23 protein-coding genes and 1 tRNA gene are annotated in these 21,797 nt (G+C 65.0%); 14 read left to right on the top strand and 10 right to left on the bottom strand.

Going from position 1 to position 21,797, the window contains the following annotated elements; translation table 11 throughout:
* The first annotated feature begins 94 nt into the window (after positions 1-94).
* Positions 95-688, top strand: coding sequence for a lysozyme inhibitor LprI family protein (locus AB4Y34_RS36190; RefSeq protein ID WP_368718751.1), 594 nt, complete (start codon positions 95-97; stop codon positions 686-688).
* Positions 689-754: 66 nt separating this feature from the next.
* Here the strand turns inward: AB4Y34_RS36190 and AB4Y34_RS36185 are convergent, their stop codons facing one another.
* Complete coding sequence (locus tag AB4Y34_RS36185; RefSeq protein ID WP_176108142.1) at positions 755-1,045, bottom strand: helix-turn-helix domain-containing protein; 291 nt, start codon at positions 1,043-1,045, stop codon at positions 755-757.
* 47 nt (positions 1,046-1,092) lie between these two features.
* Entirely contained in the window at positions 1,093-2,526 is a 1,434-nt protein-coding gene (locus AB4Y34_RS36180) for a PLP-dependent aminotransferase family protein (RefSeq protein WP_368718750.1), read from the bottom strand.
* A gap of 140 nt (positions 2,527-2,666) precedes the next feature.
* On the opposite strand from AB4Y34_RS36180, the gene AB4Y34_RS36175 reads away from it, so the two are divergent.
* Complete coding sequence (locus tag AB4Y34_RS36175) at positions 2,667-5,003, top strand: FdhF/YdeP family oxidoreductase (protein ID WP_368718749.1); 2,337 nt, start codon at positions 2,667-2,669, stop codon at positions 5,001-5,003.
* A 38-nt stretch (positions 5,004-5,041) separates the two neighbouring features.
* On the opposite strand, the gene AB4Y34_RS36170 is transcribed toward AB4Y34_RS36175, so the two are convergent.
* The gene (locus AB4Y34_RS36170; protein WP_368718748.1) at positions 5,042-5,545 is read right to left on the bottom strand and encodes a M48 family metallopeptidase; all 504 of its coding nucleotides are present in this window, start codon (positions 5,543-5,545) and stop codon (positions 5,042-5,044) included.
* A gap of 346 nt (positions 5,546-5,891) precedes the next feature.
* Positions 5,892-5,976 (bottom strand) — tRNA-Leu (locus tag AB4Y34_RS36165).
* A 141-nt stretch (positions 5,977-6,117) separates the two neighbouring features.
* On the opposite strand from AB4Y34_RS36165, the gene AB4Y34_RS36160 reads away from it, so the two are divergent.
* From AB4Y34_RS36160 to AB4Y34_RS36120, 9 genes are all read left to right on the top strand, one after another.
* A complete protein-coding gene (locus tag AB4Y34_RS36160) occupies positions 6,118-7,185 on the top strand; it encodes a LacI family DNA-binding transcriptional regulator (RefSeq protein WP_368718747.1) in 1,068 nt (355 codons plus the stop codon).
* A 98-nt stretch (positions 7,186-7,283) separates the two neighbouring features.
* Entirely contained in the window at positions 7,284-8,366 is a 1,083-nt protein-coding gene (locus AB4Y34_RS36155; protein WP_368718746.1) for an ABC transporter substrate-binding protein, read from the top strand.
* Entirely contained in the window at positions 8,363-9,187 is an 825-nt protein-coding gene (locus AB4Y34_RS36150) for an ABC transporter permease (protein WP_013089865.1), read from the top strand. Before AB4Y34_RS36155 ends, AB4Y34_RS36150 begins: the two co-directional genes overlap by 4 nt.
* 14 nt (positions 9,188-9,201) lie before the next feature.
* On the top strand, positions 9,202-10,113 hold the full coding sequence (locus tag AB4Y34_RS36145) for an ABC transporter permease (protein WP_176368092.1): 912 nt from the start codon (positions 9,202-9,204) through the stop codon (positions 10,111-10,113).
* Positions 10,110-11,156 carry an ABC transporter ATP-binding protein gene (locus tag AB4Y34_RS36140; RefSeq protein WP_368718745.1) on the top strand — a complete coding sequence of 349 codons (1,047 nt, stop codon included), beginning with the start codon at positions 10,110-10,112 and terminating at the stop codon, positions 11,154-11,156. Before AB4Y34_RS36145 ends, AB4Y34_RS36140 begins: the two co-directional genes overlap by 4 nt.
* A 57-nt stretch (positions 11,157-11,213) precedes the next feature.
* Entirely contained in the window at positions 11,214-12,038 is an 825-nt protein-coding gene (locus tag AB4Y34_RS36135) for a phosphodiesterase (RefSeq protein WP_176382079.1), read from the top strand.
* Positions 12,039-12,180: 142 nt separating this feature from the next.
* A complete protein-coding gene (locus AB4Y34_RS36130) occupies positions 12,181-13,380 on the top strand; it encodes an MFS transporter (protein WP_368718744.1) in 1,200 nt (399 codons plus the stop codon).
* 228 nt (positions 13,381-13,608) lie between these two features.
* Entirely contained in the window at positions 13,609-14,040 is a 432-nt protein-coding gene (locus AB4Y34_RS36125; protein ID WP_368718743.1) for an STM2901 family protein, read from the top strand.
* A complete protein-coding gene (locus tag AB4Y34_RS36120; RefSeq protein ID WP_368718742.1) occupies positions 14,040-14,393 on the top strand; it encodes a DUF1493 family protein in 354 nt (117 codons plus the stop codon). The genes AB4Y34_RS36125 and AB4Y34_RS36120 overlap by 1 nt, the downstream gene beginning before the upstream one ends.
* Positions 14,394-14,415: 22 nt before the next feature.
* Here AB4Y34_RS36120 and AB4Y34_RS36115 read toward each other — a convergent pair whose 3' ends face one another.
* The 5 genes from AB4Y34_RS36115 to AB4Y34_RS36095 all read right to left on the bottom strand — a co-directional run bounded on the left by AB4Y34_RS36115 (position 14,416) and on the right by AB4Y34_RS36095 (position 16,870).
* Positions 14,416-14,847: a response regulator gene (locus tag AB4Y34_RS36115; protein ID WP_176382183.1), complete on the bottom strand. Its 432-nt coding sequence runs from the start codon at positions 14,845-14,847 to the stop codon at positions 14,416-14,418.
* A 20-nt stretch (positions 14,848-14,867) separates the two neighbouring features.
* Positions 14,868-15,500, bottom strand: a complete 633-nt coding sequence (locus AB4Y34_RS36110; RefSeq protein ID WP_176382083.1) for a response regulator transcription factor — start codon at positions 15,498-15,500, stop codon at positions 14,868-14,870.
* 181 nt (positions 15,501-15,681) lie between these two features.
* Positions 15,682-16,227, bottom strand: a complete 546-nt coding sequence (locus AB4Y34_RS36105) for a bacterioferritin (RefSeq protein WP_176382084.1) — start codon at positions 16,225-16,227, stop codon at positions 15,682-15,684.
* Positions 16,228-16,438: 211 nt separating this feature from the next.
* Complete coding sequence (locus AB4Y34_RS36100; RefSeq protein ID WP_006052455.1) at positions 16,439-16,600, bottom strand: DUF1328 domain-containing protein; 162 nt, start codon at positions 16,598-16,600, stop codon at positions 16,439-16,441.
* 93 nt (positions 16,601-16,693) lie between these two features.
* The gene (locus tag AB4Y34_RS36095; protein ID WP_013089874.1) at positions 16,694-16,870 is read right to left on the bottom strand and encodes a DUF1328 family protein; all 177 of its coding nucleotides are present in this window, start codon (positions 16,868-16,870) and stop codon (positions 16,694-16,696) included.
* Between the two features lie 40 nt (positions 16,871-16,910).
* On the opposite strand from AB4Y34_RS36095, the gene AB4Y34_RS36090 reads away from it, so the two are divergent.
* Together AB4Y34_RS36090 and AB4Y34_RS36085 are read left to right on the top strand one after the other, a co-directional pair.
* Positions 16,911-18,548, top strand: coding sequence for a sensor histidine kinase (locus AB4Y34_RS36090; RefSeq protein WP_368718741.1), 1,638 nt, complete (start codon positions 16,911-16,913; stop codon positions 18,546-18,548).
* Between the two features lie 218 nt (positions 18,549-18,766).
* Positions 18,767-18,904: an entericidin A/B family lipoprotein gene (locus tag AB4Y34_RS36085; protein WP_013089876.1), complete on the top strand. Its 138-nt coding sequence runs from the start codon at positions 18,767-18,769 to the stop codon at positions 18,902-18,904.
* A gap of 259 nt (positions 18,905-19,163) precedes the next feature.
* Here AB4Y34_RS36085 and AB4Y34_RS36080 read toward each other — a convergent pair whose 3' ends face one another.
* Positions 19,164-19,961 carry a DUF4397 domain-containing protein gene (locus AB4Y34_RS36080; RefSeq protein ID WP_368718740.1) on the bottom strand — a complete coding sequence of 266 codons (798 nt, stop codon included), beginning with the start codon at positions 19,959-19,961 and terminating at the stop codon, positions 19,164-19,166.
* A 307-nt stretch (positions 19,962-20,268) separates the two neighbouring features.
* Here AB4Y34_RS36080 and AB4Y34_RS36075 point away from each other — a divergent pair.
* On the top strand, positions 20,269-21,797 hold a 1,529-nt coding region (locus tag AB4Y34_RS36075; RefSeq protein ID WP_368718739.1), incomplete at its 3' end, for an FAD-dependent oxidoreductase.

Below are 21,797 nucleotides of genomic sequence, written 5' to 3'. Positions count from 1 at the left end.
CCTGCCCGAACTCCCGCGTTGTTCGGACGTGCGCGAGGCGCGCGACCGGTCGATCATCGGCGGCATGATCAATCGATGCACCGCCGGGACCCTGATGACCCTTTTCCGCCCCCTCCTGATCGCCGGACTGCTGCTCGCGCATCCGTATGCCAACGCCACCAGCTTCGACTGCCAGCGCGGCCGCTCGCCGGCCGAGCGCATAATTTGCGGCGACTCCGCGCTGTCGGCGCTCGACGACAGTTTGGGCCAACTCTACTGGCAAGCGCGTCGACGAGTCGCCCAGCGCCGCGCGTTCGTCGACGACAGCGACAGCAAGTGGGCCTGGCGCGAGGCGAACTGCCGTGACGCCGCGTGTCTGCGGACGTGGTACGCGACGCGCATCGACGAGTTGCAGCGGCTGCTGGCGAGCTTGCCGGGCGGCTCGCGGCACGCGGCGTCCGCGGGTGGGGATGCGGACGCGCACCCGGACCCGTCGACGCTGCAATGCACGGCCGCGAAGCCCGGCCTCGTCGTCAACGAGCAGTGTGCAAGCGTGATCGGACAGTCGGGCAAGCGTTGGAAGTATCAGCCGCACGATGGCGACTGGTTTTGCGGCGTGGCCACGCTCGAGCCTGTGGACATGGCGCCGCCGCAAGCACAAGCGCCGATGCCGATGCAACCGCAGGTGCAGGCGAGCGTTGGGCAATGAGACGGCGAAACACACTGGCCACGACGGCGATCAACCTGCGCGCCGGGTGAATTGCGCGCACAAAGCTCAGTCAGCGGCCGACGGCTCACCGCCCTCGCCTGTGCCGAACAGCTCCGCGCAAAGCTGCGCGCCGATTTCGCTCAGCGACGCGGCTCCGGTGCCATCGTCGTGGAACATCGTATCGACGAGACCGCCGCCCGATAGCGCCGTCAATTGCCGCCGCAAGCTGCTCATCGGCACGCCGGCCTGCTTCGACAGCTTCGCTAGCGACCATGCGCGCCGGGGTGTCTCGCGATGCGCGCGCCATAGCTGCGCGAGTATCGCGGCGAGTTGCGGGTCGATGTCGTCGTCGTTCATGTCGGTCTCGCAGTTGTGAGGTGTCGGTCGTATCGCGGTTGCGCCATTCACGCCATCGCCGTAGCCAGCTCGCCGAGCGTCTTCAGCGCCGCCTCGGCCTGCGCGGTCCACGGATAGCTGTAGTTGAGCCGGATGAAGTGCCGATAATCGTTGCGCGTCGAAAACATCATCCCCGGCCCGACCGTGATCCCGCGTTCGAGCGCGGCCTGATAAAGCCGCATCGAGTCGATCGCAACCGGCAGCTCGACCCACAGCACGTAGCCCCCGCGCGGCGTCGACACGCGCGTGCCGACCGGGAAGAAGCGCAGCACCAGCGCACTCATGATGCTCGCCTGCTGCCGGTACACGCGGCGCAGATGCCGCAAATGCCGGTCGTAGCCATCCTGACGCAGATAATCGGCGACCGCGACCTGCGGCACCGACGGCGTCGTCAGCGTATTCAGAAACTTGAGCTTCTCGACCTGCGCGCGATAACGCCCCGGCAGCGCCCAGCCGATCCGGTACGACGCGCTCAGGCTTTTCGAAAACGACGCACAGTGCAGCACGAGCCCTTTGGTGTCGAACGTCTTCAGCGTCGATGGCCGCGCGTCGCCGAAATACAGCTCCTGGTAGACGTCGTTTTCGATCGCCGGAATCTCGTGCGCGGCCAGCAGTTCGACCAGCTGCCGCTTGCGCTCGTCGGACATGCAGAAACCGAGCGGATTCTGGAAGTTCGGCATCACCATGCACGCGGCGATCTTCTGCCGCGCGATCACCTTCGCGAGCGCGTCGATGTCGATGCCGTCGACCGGATGCGTCGCCACCTCGATTGCGCGCATGCCGAGGCGCTCGATCGCGTGCAGCATCGCGTAGAAGGTCGGCGATTCGACCGCGACGGTGTCGCCCGGCTTCGCGACCGCCTGCAGGCTCAGGTTGATCGCCTCGGTCGCGCCGAGCGTGATCACGATTTCGCCCGGATCGACCGGCAGACCGTTTTCCGCGTAGCGCCGCGCGATCTGGCGGATCAGCTCGGGGTTGCCCGGCGGCAGATCGTCGATCAGATTCCAGCTCGCGTGCCGCCGCGCAACCGCGTTCGCGTACTGGTTGATGCGCCGCCACGGGAACAGCGACGGATCGGGATACGGCGAGCCGAACGGCACGGCGTCGTGCGCGCGGATGCTGCGCAGGGTCGACAGCACGAGCCGGCTCACGTCGACCGTCGCGGGCATCGGCGGCGGCGCGGACTTGCGGCCCGCGCGCGCCGCGCCGGGCACCGGCGCGAGCGCCCGCGCGGCAGCGTCGCGCACGAAATAGCCCGACTGCGGCCGGCTCTCGATGATGCCGCGGCTCTCCAGCAGCGCATACGCATGCAGCACCGTCTTGATGCTGACGCCGTGCTGCTGGCTCGCCTGGCGCACCGACGCAATCCGCTCGCCGGCCGCGAATACGCCGCGGCGCACGGCTTCGGTGATTTCGTCGGCGAGTTTTTCGTAGAGCTTCATGCGATTCGGGCGGTTCAGGGATCGTCGCGCAACTGTACTCCTACTCTTTACGATTTTCTGTATCCGACGTGGATTGTGGAACACAGTACGCTTGCGGGCATTGCTCTGCAAAATCTGTCGAATCTGTCCATCGTCACGTCATGAAGAAGAACGAAGCACAAGCCGAACCTCGCATCGAGCCGTACAAGCACCCCGCCGCCGGCTGGGGCGCGCTGAAGTATGTCGCCATCAACCTGCTCAAGGAAAAGGTCGCGGGCGGCAACTACCGCACGCTGCTCAAGCAGAACCAGCCTGACGGCTTCGACTGCCCCGGCTGCGCGTGGCCGGATCGCGAGCACGCGTCGACGTTCGAGTTCTGCGAAAACGGCGTGAAGGCGGTGGCCGCCGAGGCCACCGGCAAGCGCGTGACGCCGGCATTCTTCGAGCAGCACAGCGTCACAGAGCTGATGACGCAATCCGACTTCGAGCTTGAGCAGCACGGCCGCCTGACCGATCCGCTCGTCTACGACGCCGCGCGCGACCGCTACGTGCCGATCGGCTGGGACGGCGCGTTCGAGCTCATCGCAAGCCATCTGAAGCGCCTCGATGATCCGAACCGCGCCGCGTTCTATACGTCGGGCCGTGCGAGCAACGAAGCCGCGTTCCTGTATCAACTTTTCGTGCGCATGTACGGCACCAACAATTTTCCCGATTGCTCGAACATGTGCCACGAGGCGACGAGCCGTGGCCTGCCGCACACGGTCGGCGTCGGCAAGGGCACGGTCACGCTCGACGACTTCGAACACGCGGATACGCTGCTGATCTTCGGCCAGAACCCGGCCACCAACCATCCGCGCATGCTCGGCGAGCTGCGCGAATGCGCGAAGCGCGGCGCCACGATCGTGTCGATCAATCCGCTGAAGGAGCGCGGCCTCGAACGTTTCGCGAGCCCGCAGCATCCGGTCGAAATGCTGACGATGGGCAGCACGAAAATCAGCTCCGTGTTCATCCGTCCGAAGGTCGGCGGCGATTTCGCGCTGATCAAGGGCGTCGCCAAACGCGTGCTCGAACTCGACGACGAAGCGCTCGTGTCAGGCCTCGAGCGCGTGCTCGACGTCGACTTCATCGCCCAGCACACGGTCGGCTTCGCCGCATTCGCCGATGATCTGCGCGCCGAGCGCTGGGACACGATCGTCGCCGAGGCCGGCGTGCCGCTCGACGAGGTGCTGAAGCTCGCCGATATCTACGTGAAGGGCCGCGCGGTGATTGCGACCTGGGGCATGGGTCTCACGCAGCACAAGAACTCTGTCGCGACGGTGCAATTGCTGTCGAATCTGATGATGATGCGCGGCAATATCGGCCGGCGCGGCGCGGGGCTGTGCCCGGTGCGCGGCCACTCGAACGTGCAGGGCGACCGCACGGTCGGCATCGAGGAAAAGCCTACCGAAGCGTTTCTCGACAAGCTTGGCGCAGTCTACGATTTCGCGCCGCCGCGTGAGCACGGTCTCGACGTCGTCAACACGATTCAGGCGATGCTCGATGGCAAGGTGAAAGTGTTCATCGGCCTCGGCGGCAATTTCTCGATCGCGACGCCGGATACGCCGCGCACGTGGGACGCGATGCGCGCATGCGAGCTGACCGTGCACGTGACGACGAAGCTCAATCGCAGCCACCTCGTGCATGGCCGCGACGCCCTCATCCTGCCGACGCTCGGGCGCACCGAGATCGATATTCAGAACGGCGTGCCGCAAGGCGTCAGCGTCGAGGATTCGATGAGCATGGTGCACATCTCATACGGGATGAACAAGCCGGCGTCGGACAATCTGCTATCCGAAGTGGCGATCGTCGCGCGCATGGCGCATGCGACTTTGGGCAGCGGCAAGGTGGACTGGCTCGCGCATGCGGCCGACTATGCGCTGATTCGCGATGGCATCGCGAAGGTGATCGACGGTTTCGACGACTACAACGAGCGGCTGAAGAAGCCCGGCGGTTTCCATCTCGGCGTCGCGTCGCGCGATCGCATCTGGAAAACGCCGAGCGGCAAGGCGCAGTTCATCGTCCACGCGATCGCGCTCGACACGCCGATTCATCAGGCGAAGAAGCGTCACGGCGAACGCCTGATGACGCTGATGACCACCCGCTCACACGATCAGTACAACACGACGATTTACGGTCTCGACGATCGCTATCGCGGCGTGTACGGACAGCGGCGCGTGCTGTTCGCCAACAAGGACGATCTCGCGATGCTCGGGTTCGCGGCCGGTCAGCGTGTCGATATCACGAGCGTGTGGGCCGATGGCATCGAGCGACGGGTGGACGGTTTTCTGCTCGTCGAGTACGACATTCCGCGCGGCTGCCTCGGCGCTTATTACCCGGAGACGAATCCGCTGGTGCCACTCTCCTCGGTCGCGGATGGCGCGGGTACGCCGACGTCGAAGTCGATTCCGGTGTTGTTGACGGCGTCGGCGGTGGAGGATGCCGCCGTTCTGGCGGCCTGAAGTCGGCTCTATTTTCCGCGCCTTGCGCGCGGCGTCCCTCACCCGGGCTTCTTCGCCAGATCGCGATGCGTCAGATACAGACGCAGATCGAATTCGATCTGGTGGTAACCCGGCTGCATGAACTCGCACAGACGATAGAACGCCTTGTTGTGATCGCTCTCTTTCAGATGAGCGAGTTCGTGCACGACGATCATCTTCAGAAACTCCGGCGCGGCGCCCTTGAATAGCGACGCGATGCGGATTTCCTTCTTCGCCTTCAGCTTGCTGCCCTGCACGCGCGAAATGCTCGTATGCAGGCCGAGCGCGTGACGCATCACGTCGAGCTTGCTGTCGTAAGTGACCTTGTCGAGCTGCTCCGCGTTGCGCAGGTATTCGCGTTTGAGCTCCCCGCAGTACTCGTACAGCGCGCGGTCGGTTTGCACCTCGTGCGTGTTCGGGTACTTCTGCGCGAGATAGGAGCCGAGCTGATCGTCGGCGATCAGCGTTCTCACCTTCTCTTGCAGAGGTGCGGGGTAGCCGGTCAGGTATTTGAGCGAAGACATGAAGGCGGATCGAGGTTGGCGAGGAGATATTACGCAGGGTCGCGCCGATCGACAAGGTTGGGCGCTTGTCCGGATTTACGCCGAGTTCTGGGGGCTCATCGCGTTATGCGACGTGACAGTTTCTCACTCAATTTTGTCCGCATAGGCCAACGAGATTCACCGCTTACGTGCGATGCGCCGCAGATTCGAGCAGCACGCTGCCGCCAGTGATACGTAAAAAAATTGACCTGTACTTTCGAGCTCGGTATCAGCGCGAAGCAACTGGATTTCTGATCGGGAAAACTGGAGAGCGAGATCGGCACGGCGGTCATCGGCGTGCGTGCATCGTGCCTGTCATTTGCAACGCTGGTGCCGGGGACCGGACTTGAACCGGCAAGCCCGAAGGCGGCGGATTTTAAGTCCGCTATGTTTACCAATTTCATCACCCCGGCAAGGGTCGCAATCGCGCGTGGTCGCGAATTCTACCATCGCCTCGCCGCAGCCCCAAGAACGCCCGACACCACGTTCATCCCCAAGTCACAAACCTTGCCGATAATCCGCTCACGAAAACGATTACAGCGGGCCGCAAACCGATGACGCCGACGATCAAGGATGTCGCCGCCCACGCGGGCTTTTCCATCGCCACGGTATCGCGCGCGATCAACGCGCCACACACCGTGAACCCCATCACGCTCGACAAGGTACGTCAGTCGATCGACGCGCTGAACTTCCGCCCGAGCCCGCTGGGCCGGCAATTGCGCGGCGAGCGCACGCGCCTGATCGGCGTCGTTCTGCCGACGCTCGCGAATCCGGTGTTCGCCGAATGCCTGCAAGGCATCGACGATCTCGCGTCGGCGCAAGGCTACCGGCTGATGCTGATGACCACGCAGTACGACGTGGAGCGCGAACGCCACGCAATCGAAACGCTGCGCGAGCATCGCGTCGAAGGCCTGATCCTGACCGTCGCCGATGCCGACACCCATCCGCTGCTCGACGAACTCGACCGCGACGGCCTGCTGTACGTGCTGATGCACAACGACACGGTGCGCCGCCCGTCGGTGTCGGTCGACAATCGCCTCGCCGCCTACGACGGCGTACGCCGGCTCATCGCCAACGGCCATCGCCGCATCCTGATGTTGGCCGGCTCGTTCGCCGCGTCGGATCGCGCGCGTCAGCGGCATCTCGGCTACACGCAGGCGATGCAGCAAGCCGGCCTCACGGCCGCGCCCGCGCTCGAAGTCGATTTCAACGCCGACGAACTCGCGCCGTCCGTGCTCGCGCACCTGACGCACGGCGCAAACCGTCCGACCGCCCTCTTCTGCAGCAACGATCTGCTCGCGATGGTCGTGATGCGCGGCCTGCGTCGCGCGCGTCTGAAGATTCCGCAGGACATGTCGATTCTCGGCTTCGACGGCCTCGCGATGGGCGAACTGCTGTCGCCAGCGCTCGCGAGCATCTGCGCGCCGAATCGCGAGATCGGCTGTGCGGCGTGGCAGCGCTTGCTCGCACGCATCGGCGGCGCGCGCGACGATCGCGCATTCCCCGCCAACTCACTCGCGTTGACCCTGCCGCACAGCGTGCGCGAAGGCGCGACGATCGCGGCGCTCGGGTCCAACGCAGATTTCGACAGGGCATCACCAACGCAAGGGCTGACCGCCTAGGCAGCCTTCGCGCACTACAACCGCTTGTAACCACCACCTTTTACGGGCCCGGAGTGAGTGCGGAAGCACTTGCACCGATCGAACACAGGAGACCTGCAGTGACCCGCTCGACCTCACGTTTCGCATCCTCGCTCAGTCCGCTCTGGCAGAAACTGTCGCACGCCGCCGCGACCGTACTGCCGGCGAGCCTGCTCGTCGCCGGCGCGGCGTTCGTCACGCTCGCGCCGCAAACCGCGCGCGCCGATGAAACCGCGATCTGCTACAACTGCCCGCCCGAATGGGCCGACTGGGCGAGCCAGATCGAGGCGATCCAGCAAAAGACCGGCATTCGCGTGCCGTTCGACAACAAGAACTCGGGCCAATCGATCGCACAGCTGATGGCCGAGCAGAAAAGCCCGGTTGCCGACGTCGTGTATCTCGGCGTGTCGTCGGCGTTCCAGGCCAAGGACAAGGGCGTGATCCAGGCGTACAAGCCCGCGCACTGGGACGACATTCCGGCAAGCCTGAAAGACCCGCAAGGCTACTGGTTCACGATCCACTCGGGCACGCTCGGCTTTTTCGTCAACAAGGACGCGCTCGAAGGCAAGCCGGTGCCGCGCTCGTGGGCCGATCTGCTGAAGCCCGAATACAAAGGGATGATCGGCTACCTCGATCCGTCGAGCGCGTTCGTCGGCTATGCGGGCGCGGTCGCGGTGAACCAGGCGCTCGGCGGCACGCTCGATAACTTCGAGCCGGGCCTCGACTGGTTCAGGAAGCTCAAGGCGAACGCGCCGATCGTGCCGAAACAAACCGCGTACGCGCGCGTGCTGTCCGGCGAAATTCCCATCCTGCTCGACTACGACTTCGACGCGTATCGCGCGAAGTACAAGGATCATGCGAACGTCGAGTTCGTGATTCCGCAGGAAGGCACGATCTCGGTGCCGTACGTGATGAGCCTCGTGAAGGGCGCGCCGCATGAAACGAACGGCAAGAAGGTGCTCGATTTCGTGCTGTCTGACGAAGGCCAGAAGCTGTGGGCGCAAGCGTATCTGCGGCCGGTGCGCGCGAGCGCGATGAATGCCGAGACCGCCGCGAAGTTCCTGCCCGCGAGCGAATACGCGCGCGCGAAGCCGGTCGATTTCGCGAAGATGGCCGAAAAGCAGTCGGGCTTCGGCGAGCGCTATCTGCAGGTGATGCATTGAACGACGTCACGTTCCCGCTGCGCTGGCGCATCGCGTTGCTCGCGCCGGCGCTCGCGGTATTCATCGCGTTCTGGCTGCTGCCGATGGGCGCGCTCGCGCAGCTCTCCGGCGGCGGCCACGCGTTCGCGACCTATCGCGCGATGCTGACCAATCCGCGTTATATGTCGAGCCTCGGCGCGACCGTCGTGCTGTCGGCGGCGGTCACGGCGGCCACCCTGGTGCTGTCGGTGATCGCGGGGCTGCTGCTCGCGCGCCGCGAGTTCGCCGGCAAGCGCACGCTGCTCGCGCTTCTGACGTTTCCGCTCGCATTTCCCGGTGTCGTCGTGGGCTTCATGGTCATCATGCTCGCCGGGCGTCAGGGGCTGATCGGCGCGCTCTCGCTGAAACTCGCGGGCGATCGCTGGGTATTCGCGTATTCGATGAGCGGCCTGTTTCTCGGCTATCTGTACTTCTCGATTCCGCGTGTGATCGTCACCGTGATGGCCTCCGCGACCAAGCTCGATGCCTCGCTTGAAGAGGCCGCGCGCTCGCTCGGCGCATCGCCGTGGCGCATCATGCGCGACATCGTGCTGCCGGCGCTGTCGCCCGGTCTGATCGCGGCAGGCGCCGTGTGCTTCGCGACCGCGATGGGCGCGTTCGGCACGGCGTTCACGCTCGCCACCGACATCGACGTGCTGCCGATGACCATCTATACCGAGTTCACGCTGAACGCGAACATGGTGACCGCCGCGGGGCTGTCGATCGTGCTGGGCATCGTCACGTGGGCGGTGCTGGCGATCGCGCGCAGCGCGAGCGGTTCGGGCGTGGCGGCGAGCGCATGAACGACAACCCATCCATGAACTCAGTCACGGCCTCCTCGCCGTCGCAACCGGCAGCGGGACCGCGCACGCGACGCGCGTGGCCTTCCTCGCGAACCTGGCTCGCCGCGGGTCAATGGTTCGTCACCCTGCTGCTGTGCGCGTTCCTGATCGTGCCGGTCGTCATGTCGATCGTCGCGGGGCTGACGGTCAACTACTTCAAGGGTGTGTCGAGCGGACTCACGCTGCGCTGGCTCGTCGAAGTGTGGAGCCAGTATCACGGCTCGGTGTGGCTGTCGCTCGAAGTGGCCGCCGCGACGCTCGTCGTCACGCTGTTGACCGGCGTACCCGCGGGCTACGTGCTCGCGCGCAGCAAGACACGCTTCGCCCGCATCGTCGAGGAGTTTCTGGTGCTGCCGATCGCGCTGCCCGGCCTCGCATCGGCGCTCGCGCTGCTGGTGATCTACGGCGGCTTCACGGCGTTCCGGATGAGCGCGGCGTTCATCGTGGTCGGGCATGTGGTATTCACGCTGCCGTTCATGGTGCGCGCGGTCGCGGCGGTCTGCGCGAGCAGCGATCTGCGCACGCTAGAAGAAGGCGCGGCAAGCCTCGGCGCGGGCTTCTTCACGCGCTTCGTGACGATCGTGCTGCCGAACGCGCGGCCCGGCATCGTCGCGGGCGCGCTCGCGGTGCTGACGCTGTCGATCGGCGAATTCAACCTCACGTGGATGCTGCACACGCCGGACACGAAGACGCTGCCGGTCGGCCTCGCCGATACCTACGCATCGATGCGCATCGAGATCGGCAGCGCGTACACGATCCTGTTCTTCATCATGACGATGCCGCTGCTCGTCGCGATGCAATGGCTCGGCGTCGATGCGACCGGCCAGCGCAGCGCGTCGAACAGGCACGGTGCCGCCTCTTTCGCGAAACCCATCGACACGCCATGAAACTCACCTCGGTTCCCATCACGCTCACGCAATGCGCCAAGACGTTTCGCGGCACGCGCGTGCTCGAACCGCTCGACCTGTCGATCGGCGCGGGCGAAACCCTCGTGCTGCTCGGACCGTCGGGCTGCGGCAAGACGACGACGCTGCGCCTGATCGCGGGCCTCGAAACCCCGGACGCGGGCGGTCGCATCGCATTCGGCGACGACGACGTGACCACGCTGCCGATCGAAAAACGCGCGGTCGGCATGGTGTTCCAGAGCTACGCGCTGTTTCCGAACCTGACCGTGCGCGGCAACATCGGCTACGGTCTGAAGATCAGGCGCGTGCCGGCGGCAACTGCCCGCCAACGCATCGACGAACTGCTCGGCATGATGCGGCTTGCCGCGCACGCGGACAAACCGATCGATCAACTGTCGGGCGGCCAGCGTCAACGTGTGGCGCTCGCTCGCGCGCTCGCGGTGCAGCCGCGCGTGCTGCTGCTCGACGAACCGCTGACCGCGCTCGACGCGCGTCTGCGCGACGCATTGCGCACGGAGATGAACGCGCTGTTGCGCGAGCTCGGCATCACCACCGTCTACGTGACGCACGATCAGGCCGAGGCGATGGAGCTCGGCGATCGGATCGTCGTGATGAGCGCGGGACGCATCGAGCAGATCGGTTCGCCGCGTGACATCTACTATCGTCCGGCCAATCGCACGGTCGCGCAGTTCGTCGGCACGATCAACCGTATCGCGGGCGAGCCGCGCGACGGCATGCTGACGACGAGCGGCGGCGCCGTGCCGGTGCCCGCGCATGCATCGAATGCGACCGGCCCGCACGAAATCTTCTTTCGCCCCGAGGACGCGCGGCTCACCGACCCCGCGCTCGCGCAGTTGCGCGGCCTGATCGAAAGCACCGCGTTCCTCGGCGAACGCACGCGTCTGACGATTGGCGGCGCCGCGCCCGAGCCGCTCGTCGTCGATGTCGCGGGCCGTATCGAGCTTGCGCGTGGCACGCCGGTCGGCATTTCGATCGAGCGGGACGCACTGATTGCGCTATCGTAGGTACAAACAGCGCCGCAGCCAGGCGCTCAACACGAAGCAACCAGAAGGACCTCTGTCATGCTGCTGGCCCAAATTAGCGATCTGCATATCAAACAACCCGGCGCACTCGCGTATCGCCGCGTCGATACCGCTCCCTACCTCGCGCGCTGCATCGACGCGCTGAACGCGCTCACACCGCGCCCCGACGCGGTGCTGATGACCGGCGACCTCGTCGATCAGGGCGACCCAGAGCAGTATGCGCACCTGAAGGCACTGCTCGCGCCGCTCGAGATCCCCTACTTCCTGATGGTCGGCAATCACGACGAACGCAACGCGTTGCGCGCGGCGTTTCCCGAGCGCGAGGAATTGCAAAGCGGCGGCGAGTTCGTGCAGTACGCGGCCGACGTCGGCCCGCTGCGCGTGATCGCGCTCGATTCGCTGGTGCCCGGTTCGAGCGCCGGCATGCTGTGTGACACGCGGCTCGCGTGGCTCGCGCAGCAGCTCGATGCGGCGCGCGGCAAGCCGGTCGTGGTCGCGCTGCATCATCCGCCGTTCGCGTGCGGCATCGGACATATGGACGAGATCCGGCTCGACCCGGCGGCATCGGACAAGCTCGCCGCGTTGATCGCCCGCTATCCCAACGTCGAGCGCGTGCTCTGCGGGCACGTGCATCGCTCGATGTTCGTGCGCTTCGGCGGCACGATCGCGAGCGCGATTCCCGCGCCCGCGCACCAGGTGGCGCTCGATTTTCGCGAGGAAGGACCGTCGGCGTTCGTGATGGAGCCGCCCGCTTATGCGCTGCATTACTACGCGCCGGCGACGGGCATCGTCACGCATCACGCGTATGTCGATCCGGCCGACGGCCCGTATCCGTTCTACGATGCTGGCGCGTTGATCGACTGACAGGAGCGGTAGATCTCTCTGCAACCGGATGGCGGACGCGCGGGCGAGCGCTCGCGCGACCGTCAGCAGGAACCCCGCCGCTCCGGTATGATCGGCACGCTTGAGGACCGCGCATGGGCCGGTCCGTCGATCCGCCTCCGTCATGTCCACTTCCGACGCTTCCACTTCCGCTTCCTCCGCCCGGTCGTTGCGCGGCGTGTTGCTGCTGCTCGCGACGATCGCCGGTGTCTCTGTGGCGAACATCTACTTCAATCAGCCACTCCTCGACAATTTGCGCCAGTCGTTTCCGGACAGCGCGTCCTGGGTCGGCGCGGTGCCTGCCGTCACACAGCTCGGCTACGCCGCCGGCATGCTGCTGCTCGCGCCGCTCGGCGACCGCTTCGACCGGCGTTTGCTGATCCTGCTGCAGATCGCCGGCATGTGCGTCGCGCTCATCGTCGCGGCGGCGGCGCCGACGCGCGCGGGGCTGATCGTCGCGAGCCTAGCGATCGGCGTGCTCGCGACGATCGCGCAACAGGCGGTGCCGTTCGCGGCCGAACTCGCGTTGCCGTCCGAGCGCGGCCACGCGGTCGGCACCGTGATGAGCGGCCTGTTGCTCGGCATCCTGCTCGCGCGGACCGCGGCGGGCATCGTCGGTGAATACTTCGGCTGGCGCGCGGTGTTTGGCGCATCGGTCGTCGCGCTGCTCGCGCTCGCGGTCGTCATCATTTTGCGTCTGCCGAAGAGCCAGCCGACCTCGACGCTGCCGTACGGCAAGCTGCTCGTGTCGATGTGGCATCTGGTGACCGAGCATCGCGCGCTGCGCGAGGCGTCGCTGACCGGAGCGGCGTTGTTCGGCGCGTTCAGCCTTTTCTGGTCGGTGCTCGCGCTGTTGCTCGCGGGTGCGCCGTTTCATCTCGGGCCGCAGGCGGCGGGGCTGTTCGGTATCGTCGGCGCGGCTGGCGCGCTGGCCGCGCCGCTGGCCGGCAAGTTCGCCGACCGGCGCGGCCCGCGCGCGATCATCACCGTGTCGCTCGTGCTGGTCGTGATCGCGTTCGTGATCTTCGGCGCATCGGCGAAGAGCATCGCGGGACTCGTGGTCGGCGTGATCATTCTCGACATCGGCGTGCAGGCCGCGCAGATTTCCAATCAGTCGCGCATCTACGCGTTAAAGCCCGATGCGCGCAGCCGCGTGAATACGGTGTACATGGTCGCGTATTTCATCGGCGGTGCGCTGGGCTCGGGTGTCGGCGCGATCGTGTGGCCGGCGTTCGGGTGGATCGGTGTCACTATCGCGGGGATCGGGTTTGCCGGGCTCGGCGCGTGGAATCATCTGCGCTTGCCGGCGCGGGCGGGGCATTGATATCAGGCTGATCAGAGCCGAGTGAGAATCGTATTGTCGATTTGCCACCGCTGGCAGAGCCTGGTAACGCCTGTCGCATTCCGTCGCGCAGAATCATCCTTCGCCCATTTCATTACTCGTCGTTCCCGGATAGCTTAACGGACTGGTGTGGCACGAGTCGAAGGCTCGCGCCACTGTTCATCGACGTATTATGCGTTGCCCCCTGCCCGATCAAGTCCACACGCCGGTATGTCGAATACATATAACTACGGAATACACAGCAATCTAACCCCTACGCAACTGTTCCTGCTAATCTCCGTGGATGAAACCATGGCCCAAATCGGTATCAGCGATGCCGTGGGCGCCTCCATGATCCTCGCAGGCTCGCGCTTCATTCCGACGCGAGGCAAATTTGGCGGCGCGGTAAAAGGCACGTCAGTGGCATCGAAGCTCTCCCGCTCGCTATTGCCCTTCGAGTTAAAGCATCGAATTCTGCCTACGTTCACGTCATGGACCAGCGTCGCGCTACTGCGCGTGAAGTTGAGGAGCCATCTGGGCGTATTCGTCGGTCGAGCAATTCCTGGAGTCGGGTGGATAATCACCGCATCTGACGTGGCAATAATCGGCTACAAAACCCTCAATGCCTATAACCGCCTGGTCAAACTGGAGGATCGCCTGTAATGAACGACACGTGGCTCGATCTCGTTCAGTTCATCCGCGAAGTGCGCACTCCCGCCGGGCTACCTCTCGACGACAAGCTGACCCGCGACATGGATCTGTATCACGATCTGGATTGGGAGCCGGCGAGAATCGTCGACGTAATGCAGGCATGGGCTGAACGCTTCCACGTGGACCTGCGCGATTTCGACGTCGACTATTACGTTCCATCCGCCAACATGCGAAAGCGCGACATCGTCGCGGCCGCGTTGAAGTCCCCGTTCAGTGCCAGCGCTCGAGAGTTACTAGGTGGACGTTCCCTTACCCTTGGGATGCTCGATGAAGCGATGAAATGCGGATCATGGAAAACTGACTAGAAACGTCGTCCCGCGCAGGTTGTTACTCGCCGCCCCCCCGCCCCAACGCATACTCATGCAGCGCGTCGAGCACACGATCGAACTCGAACGATTTGTCGTAAAAGTGCCGCACGCCGTACTGCTCGCAGCGCGCTCGATACGCGGGCAACGCATGATTGGTCAGCACCGCCGCGAACATCGAATCGATCAGCCCCTCGCGCTGCAGATACGCGAGCACCGGCACACCCGAGCCCTGCTTCAGTTGCAAATCGACGATTACCGCGTCGAACGCTTCGTCGCCGAGTAACGCGATTGCCTGATCGGCGGAATCGGCATAAGCGGCCACGCGCAGCAAGCCCGAAGCATCGATCGCCTCGACGAGGCTGCGGCGGATCAGCGGCGAATCCTCGATCAGCAGCACGCGCAACGGCGCGCGGCTGGCTGGATCGGTAGCAGGGTTCGATTCGCTGTTCATCAGGATGTCTCGATCGTCCGTCATTCGATCAGACCATTCTTGATCGCGTAATACGTGAGGTCCGCGTTGTTCGCGAGTCGCATCTTCTCGAGCACTCGCGCGCGATACGTGCTCACCGTCTTGACCGACAGATGCAGTTCTTCCGCGATCTGAGTCGGCAACTGGCCGGCCGCGAGCTTGCGGAAGATCTGGAATTCGCGCTCCGATAGCGCTTCATGGGGACGCCCGGCGGCGGGCTTGTCGAGATTGTCGGCAAGCGTATCGGCGACCGCCTCCGACAGATAGCGATGCCCGCGCGCCACCGAGCGGATTGCGCGCACGATTTCCTCCGGCTCGCAGTCCTTGTTCAGATAGCCGTTCGCGCCCGCGCGCAGCAGATTGATCGCGTACTGGCTCTCGGGGTAGCCCGACAGGATCAGCACGCCCTGCTCCGGACGCACCTGCTTGATCACCCGCAACGTATCGATGCCGTTCTTGTCCGGCATCGCGATGTCGAGCAGCACCACGTCGAATGCCTGCTCGCGCACGAGGCCGATCGCTTCCTCGCCGGTCGCGGCCTCGGCGGCGACGCACATGTCCGGCTCGTCGGCGACGAATTGTCTGAAACCACCTCGAACGATCGCATGATCGTCAGCTATCAGCACTCGAATCATCGCTTGGGTGTCCGTGCAAAGGGAGTCGCTCCTAAGCCGACATTGTAATGATCCGCGGCCACGGCAGAACGTGGACTGCGAGGGCGGCTTCGCACCGCAGCCGCCGGCATTCCCGAGTTCGCTGGCACCCGGTCAACACTATTGCGCCGCGTCTTCGTCGCTTCCCTGTCACTTTGGCGCGCTACTCACGCCCCGCGAGCAGATCCGCCATATCGTCGGCGTGCTCTTCCTCGACCGCGAGAATCTCCTCGAACAGCCGGCGCGTGGTCACGTCCTTCTCGCCGAGATAGCGGACGATCTCGCGGTACGTGTCGATCGCGATGCGCTCCGCGATCAGGTTCTCGCGAATCATGTCGGTCAGATCGGTGCCTTCCTTGTATTCCGAATGCGCGCGCGCCTTGATGCCGTCCGGCGCGAAATCGGGTTCGCCGCCAAGCTGCACGATGCGCTCGGCGATGCGATCGGCGTGTTCCTGCTCCTCGCTCGCGTGCTCGGCGAATTCCGTCGCGACCGCTTCGGAGTTGATGCCCTTCGCCATGAAGTAGTGACGCTTGTAACGCAGAGTGCAGACGAGCTCGGTGGCGAGCGCGTCGTTGAGCAGCTTGAGCACCGTGTCGCGATTCGCGCCGTAGCTCGGCGTGACCGGACCATCCGACATATGCTTGCGCGCGTCCTCGCGGATCTTTTTGATGTCCATCACGAACGTGTCGCCAGATTGCTTCGTCATCGAACTTCTCCTTTATCCGATATTGGGGAATCGCGCATCAGCACGAATCGCGCCTGATGCGCCGACGGTGGAATGACGGCGCGCTTCGAACGCGGGCGCCTCGATCGAGGATTCAAACGCCGCGCGTTCCCGCGCCTTGTTGACTACCTGTACCTACGTATTGCGTACTTCGCTGCCGATCTCGTGTTACGTTCATCCAGGGCTCGCGTGGCTAGGTTCGAAACACGCCGAGCAGCAACGTGACCACGAACACGACGAGGAAGATGTAGAACAGGATCTTCGCGATTTCGGCCGCGCCGGCCGCGATGCCGGTGAAGCCGAACACCGCCGCGATGATCGCGATCACGAAGAAGACGATGGCATAGTGAAGCATGGCATTTCTCCCTTTTGTTGGCCCTGCAATCGACTACCAGCAAACCCCTCGCCTGCTATGAAGGCGCGGCTTGCCGCCACTGCGATGGCCGCGCTAATCGATCGTTTTCTTCGTCACGACGAAGCCGAGCACGAGGAACACCACGCACAGCACGACAAAGACGAAGAACAGGAACTTCGCGATCGCCGCCGCGCCGGCCGCAATGCCGGTAAAGCCGAGAAGACCCGCGATCACCGCGATGATCGCGAAGAACAGCGCCCACTTCAGCATGATGGTTTTCTCCCGAAACATTGAATGAACGATCGGGTCCATGCTATCGATGCGCGGTGCCGCGCGCATTCCGACGCTCGCCGTTTTTCGTGTGAGAATCCGCTTACATTGGATTACGACGACGTTACGCGCGGCTTCGCTCGATGCTGAAGCCGACGCCCGAGTCGATGCCCTTTTTGCGGAGCAGCAAGTGTCGAATCTGCAGAACCCGCCGGAACAGCCTGGCGCGCGCGCCGCGGCGCGGCTCGCCGACTGGATGCGCAGGCGCAGTTGGGCGATCGCGATGACGGTCGCGATCGTGATCACGGTGGGCGGCCTCGTGATTCTCGAGAGCGCGCGTCAGCGCATCGCCGCCGAGTACGAGACCGCGCTCGAAGCGCGCGACGTCACCGTGCAACTGAGCACGCTCGCGAGCGACCTATCGCGCCTCAGCGCACAACAAAACCAGTTTCTTCTGACGAAGGACGACGCATCCGCCCAAGCGTTCTGCGCGAGCGCCGCGCGCATTCGCGAGACCACCCGGCAGTTGGACCACTTCTATCGCGGCGGGCGCGCGGACAGCGCGGAGCTCGCGAGCTTTACGCAGATTCTCGCGCTGATCGAGGCGCGCATCGGCGCGGGCACCGCCGCGATGCAGCACGTGGCGCCGCATCCGCTAGAACTCGGCGGATGCGGGCCCGCGAGCGACGTCAATCCGGCGGACGCGTCGCTGATCGACAGCACGCTCACGCTGCTGCGCGACAACGAGGAGCGCCGCGCGCAGCACGCGCTGGCCGCGAGCCGCGCCGATCAGCGGCTGTCGACGCTGTGCGCGGCGGGGCTGTCGGCGCTGAACATCGTGCTGTTCATTCTGCTGTTTCGCAATCTAGGCATCCAGATCGACCGGCAGGCGCGCGCGCAGCGTCAGCTGATTACGCAGCAAGAGGAACTCGACCAGCTGGTGGGCGAGCGCACGCGCCAGCTCGAAGCGCTCGGCTGGCATCTGCAGGCGGTCAGCGAAAACGAAAAGACCCAGCTCGCACGCGAGCTGCACGACGAGCTCGGCGCGATTCTGACCGCATGCCGGATGGACGTAGCGTGGGCGCGCCGCAAGCTGAAGGACAGCGAGCCGGACATCGCCGACAAGCTGCAGCGCGCGCTCGCCAATCTCGACCAGGGTATCGCGTTGAAGCGGCGCATCATCGAGGACATGCGGCCGACCGTACTCGCCAATTTCGGGCTCGTCACCGCGCTGCGCACGCTCGCCGACGAAGCCGCGCAGCGCAACAACTGGACGCTCGAACTGCACCTGCCCGCCGACGATGTCCAGCTCGACGAACAGACCGAGATCGCGCTCTTTCGGGTCGCGCAGGAGTCGCTGACGAACGCCGCCAAGTACGCGCGGGCCTCGAAGGTCGGCATCGCGCTGCGGATCGGCGATGGCGAGGTCGCGCTGCATATCGCGGACAACGGCGTCGGCATCATGCCGGCCGATCTGAAACGCACGCATACGCATGGCCTGCTCGGCATGCGGCAGCGCGTGGCCGCGCATGGCGGACGCTTCGACATCCGCCGTGGCGCGCAAAACGGCACCGAAATCGACGTCGTGATGCCGAGCGCAAGCACGGCGACGCCTTCGATCGATCAGCCGCCGGCGTCGCCGGCCACACCGATCACTTCGTCGCAAAACCCCGTCTGACGCATGCTGGCCGTGGCACCGCAAAGCCGTTGTAGGAGTGCGCCGACGCAAACACCGGAGCACGCCTACAACAAAATCGCGGCACGGCCGACAGCGCCGCCCCCACCCTTTTTTTACCATGCAATCAGGCCGGTTCGAAACCGGATCGAAACCTGATCGACTGGCATGGCCCCGGTCGGACGACATCAACCGATGCATTCTCGACAAGGAGAAGTTTCATGACTCGACTGATCGCTTTGCTTGTGCTCGCAGGAACCGCCATGCTCGTCACGGGTTGCAACACGATGGCCGGCGCCGGCCAGGACATTTCGAAGGGCGGCCACGCCATCACGAACGAGGCGGAAAAGGCAAAGTAAACCGGCACATGGCAGCAGGTTTTAGAGAGCCCGTCGCGGGATGTCGCGGCGGGTTTTTTTTGCATGCTGGCTTGCTGGCTTGCTACGCGGCGCGATGCGTTTTCAGAGCGCCCTCAAACAGAACGGCGACCCACTGTCGTGGATCGCCGTGCCGTCCTCCCGGCTTTCCGACCATCCGGAGTCCTTGATTGTCCGGTCGGCGCGAGCGGCTCATCGATGCTCGCGCCGCGCGAGGCTCATCCGGTGACCGGCGGCCCCGTCATTGCCCGGTCAACGTATTCGACAGCTCCACGCTCGACGTGCTCGTATTGCCGTTCTGTACGATCAGCAGATGAATCTGCCCAGGCGCCAGTTGGCTCAACACGCCCGCGATCGGCACCGATGTGATCAGCCAGTCGGCGTTGTTCGCCAGCGAGAACGAGTTCGATTGGAAGATCGGCGTCTTGCTGCCGGCCACCGTCGCGATCAGCACGTACTGGCCACCCGACACGTAGATCGAATCCTGCCCGCTCGCCGGCACCGCGTTCTTGAACGACACGCCGGCGAGCGTCGGCGACACGTTGGTGATGCTGGTGGCGGTGGCCTGCACGAGGTAGAGGTCGAGGTCCGGCGCGTTCGCCGACGCATTAAAGCCGCGCACGCGCGCGTCGTTGGTCAGCAGGCCCTTGTCGAACGGATCGTCGATCAGGCCGATGTCGGGCGCCGACAGACCCGGCAACGCGAGCACCGTGTACACGTGGCCCTTCGCGACATCGGGGAAGCTGCCGCTCGCGAGCGCGTTCTTCGTGCCGGTCGCCGCATAAGCGACGGTCGTCGGGCCCGTGTCGATATTGGTGAGGTTGGTCACGCCTTTATACGAGATGTTGGTCTGTCCGGAAGGCGCGCTGCCATTGACAAGGAAGTCGACCGCGGGGCCATCCGGAAGCGCGTGAACGAAATGGATCTCGGGATTGGTCAACCCCAGCGTCTTGCCCGCATCGCTGCCATCACCGCCGCCGCACGCGCTCAGTACCGCCGCGGCCGCAACGACCGCCACCATGATTCGGATAATTTTCATTGTGTTCACCTGTCTCGATATAGGGCTTGACGCTCATCGCCCATTGATACGCGGGCGGCCGCGGGAAACCTCGCGGTCGCCCTCCTCCCATCCGTGCCGCACGGCGCGCTGGTTTTGTCGGTGGCGCGTCCGTGTCGATGGACGCCCAAAATCAGCAATGGGTGTGCCGTGCCCCAAATAGCTGGCCTGAGACAACCGACCCGGGTCTTGCGAATCAATGGATTGCCGCGATTTAGAATTTTTCCTCGGCGGTCTGGTCCGGCGCGCGGTGTATCGTTCGTGCGGCCCCCCCTTACACGGTCCCTGCATGTCTTACCAACACTTACTCGCCGAGCTCGACCTGGGCTTCACGCGTCTGTCCAACCGCGTCGTGATGGGCTCGATGCACACGGGCATGGAAGACCGCTTCTGGCATTACCCGCAACTGGCCGCATACTTCCGGGAGCGCGCGAAAGGCGGCGTCGGCCTGATCATCACGGGCGGCATTTCGCCGAATCGCGAGGGCTGGCTGCTGCCGTTCGGCGGCACGCTCAACTCGGTGTTCGATCTGCGCAATCACCGGCTCGTGACCGAGGCCGTGCACGCGGAGGGCGGCAAGATCGCGCTGCAGATCCTGCATGCGGGCCGTTATGGCTATCAGCCGTTCGCGGTGTCGGCGTCGGCGTTGAAATCGCCGATCTCGAAGTTCAAGCCGCGCGCGCTGACGCTCGCCGGCATCGACCGAACCGTGCGCGACTACGCGCGCTGTGCGCGGCTCGCGCAACGCGCGGGCTACGACGGCGTCGAGATCATGGGCAGCGAAGGCTATCTGCTGAACCAGTTCCTGTGCCCGCGCACGAACCGGCGCACCGATCGATACGGCGGCAGCATCGAAAATCGCATGCGGCTCGCCTATGAGATCGTCGAGCGGGTGCGTGCCGAATGCGGCGAGCGCTTCATCGTCGTGTACCGGCTGTCGCTGATCGATCTGGTCGAGGGCGGCAATACGTGGGAGGAAACCGTGCAGGTTGCGCAGGCGCTCGAAGCGGCCGGCGTGACGATCTTCAACACCGGCATCGGCTGGCACGAGGCGCGCGTGCCGACCATCGTGACCTCGGTGCCGCGCGCGGCGTTCGCCTCGCTGACCGCGCGCCTGAAGGCATCCGTCAACGTGCCGGTGATCGCGTCGAATCGTATCAACACGCCCGAGGTGGCTGAAGCGCTGATCGCCGACGGCTCCGCGGATCTCGTGTCGATGGCGCGGCCGCTGCTCGCCGATCCCGAGTTCGTGCTGAAGACCGCCCTGGACCGCGCGCACGAAATCAACACCTGCATCGCGTGCAATCAGGCCTGCCTCGATCACACGTTCAGGAATCAGCGCGCGAGCTGCCTCGTCAATCCGCGCGCGGGACGCGAAACCGAGCTCGTCTACCGGCCGCTGGCGAGCGCGCGACAGGCGCGCTCGATCGCGGTGGTCGGCGCCGGGCCGGCCGGGCTATCGGCCGCGACGGTGGCGGCCTCGCGCGGGCATCGCGTGACGCTGTTCGAGGCCAGCGACACGCTCGGCGGCCAGTTCAATCTCGCGATGCGCGTGCCGGGCAAGGAAGAGTTCAGCGAAACGATCCGCTACTTCGGCAGCCAGTTGCAACGCCATCGCGTCGACGTGCGGCTCGGCACGCGCGTCGATGCCGCGCTGCTCGCCGCGGGCGCCTACGACGACGTGATCGTCGCGACCGGCATCGTGCCGCGGCGGCCGGCGATTGCCGGCATCGACGGGTCCAACGTGCTGTCGTATGTGGACGTGCTGCGCGGTGCGCCGGTCGGCGCGCGCGTCGCGGTGATCGGCGCGGGCGGGAT

It is taken from the genome of Paraburkholderia sp. BR10954 (genome assembly GCF_040965775.1).
Taxonomy (GTDB): domain Bacteria; phylum Pseudomonadota; class Gammaproteobacteria; order Burkholderiales; family Burkholderiaceae; genus Paraburkholderia; species Paraburkholderia youngii.
Note: the sequence above shows the minus strand (reverse complement) of the source record. Positions and strands in the feature narration are given on the sequence as shown.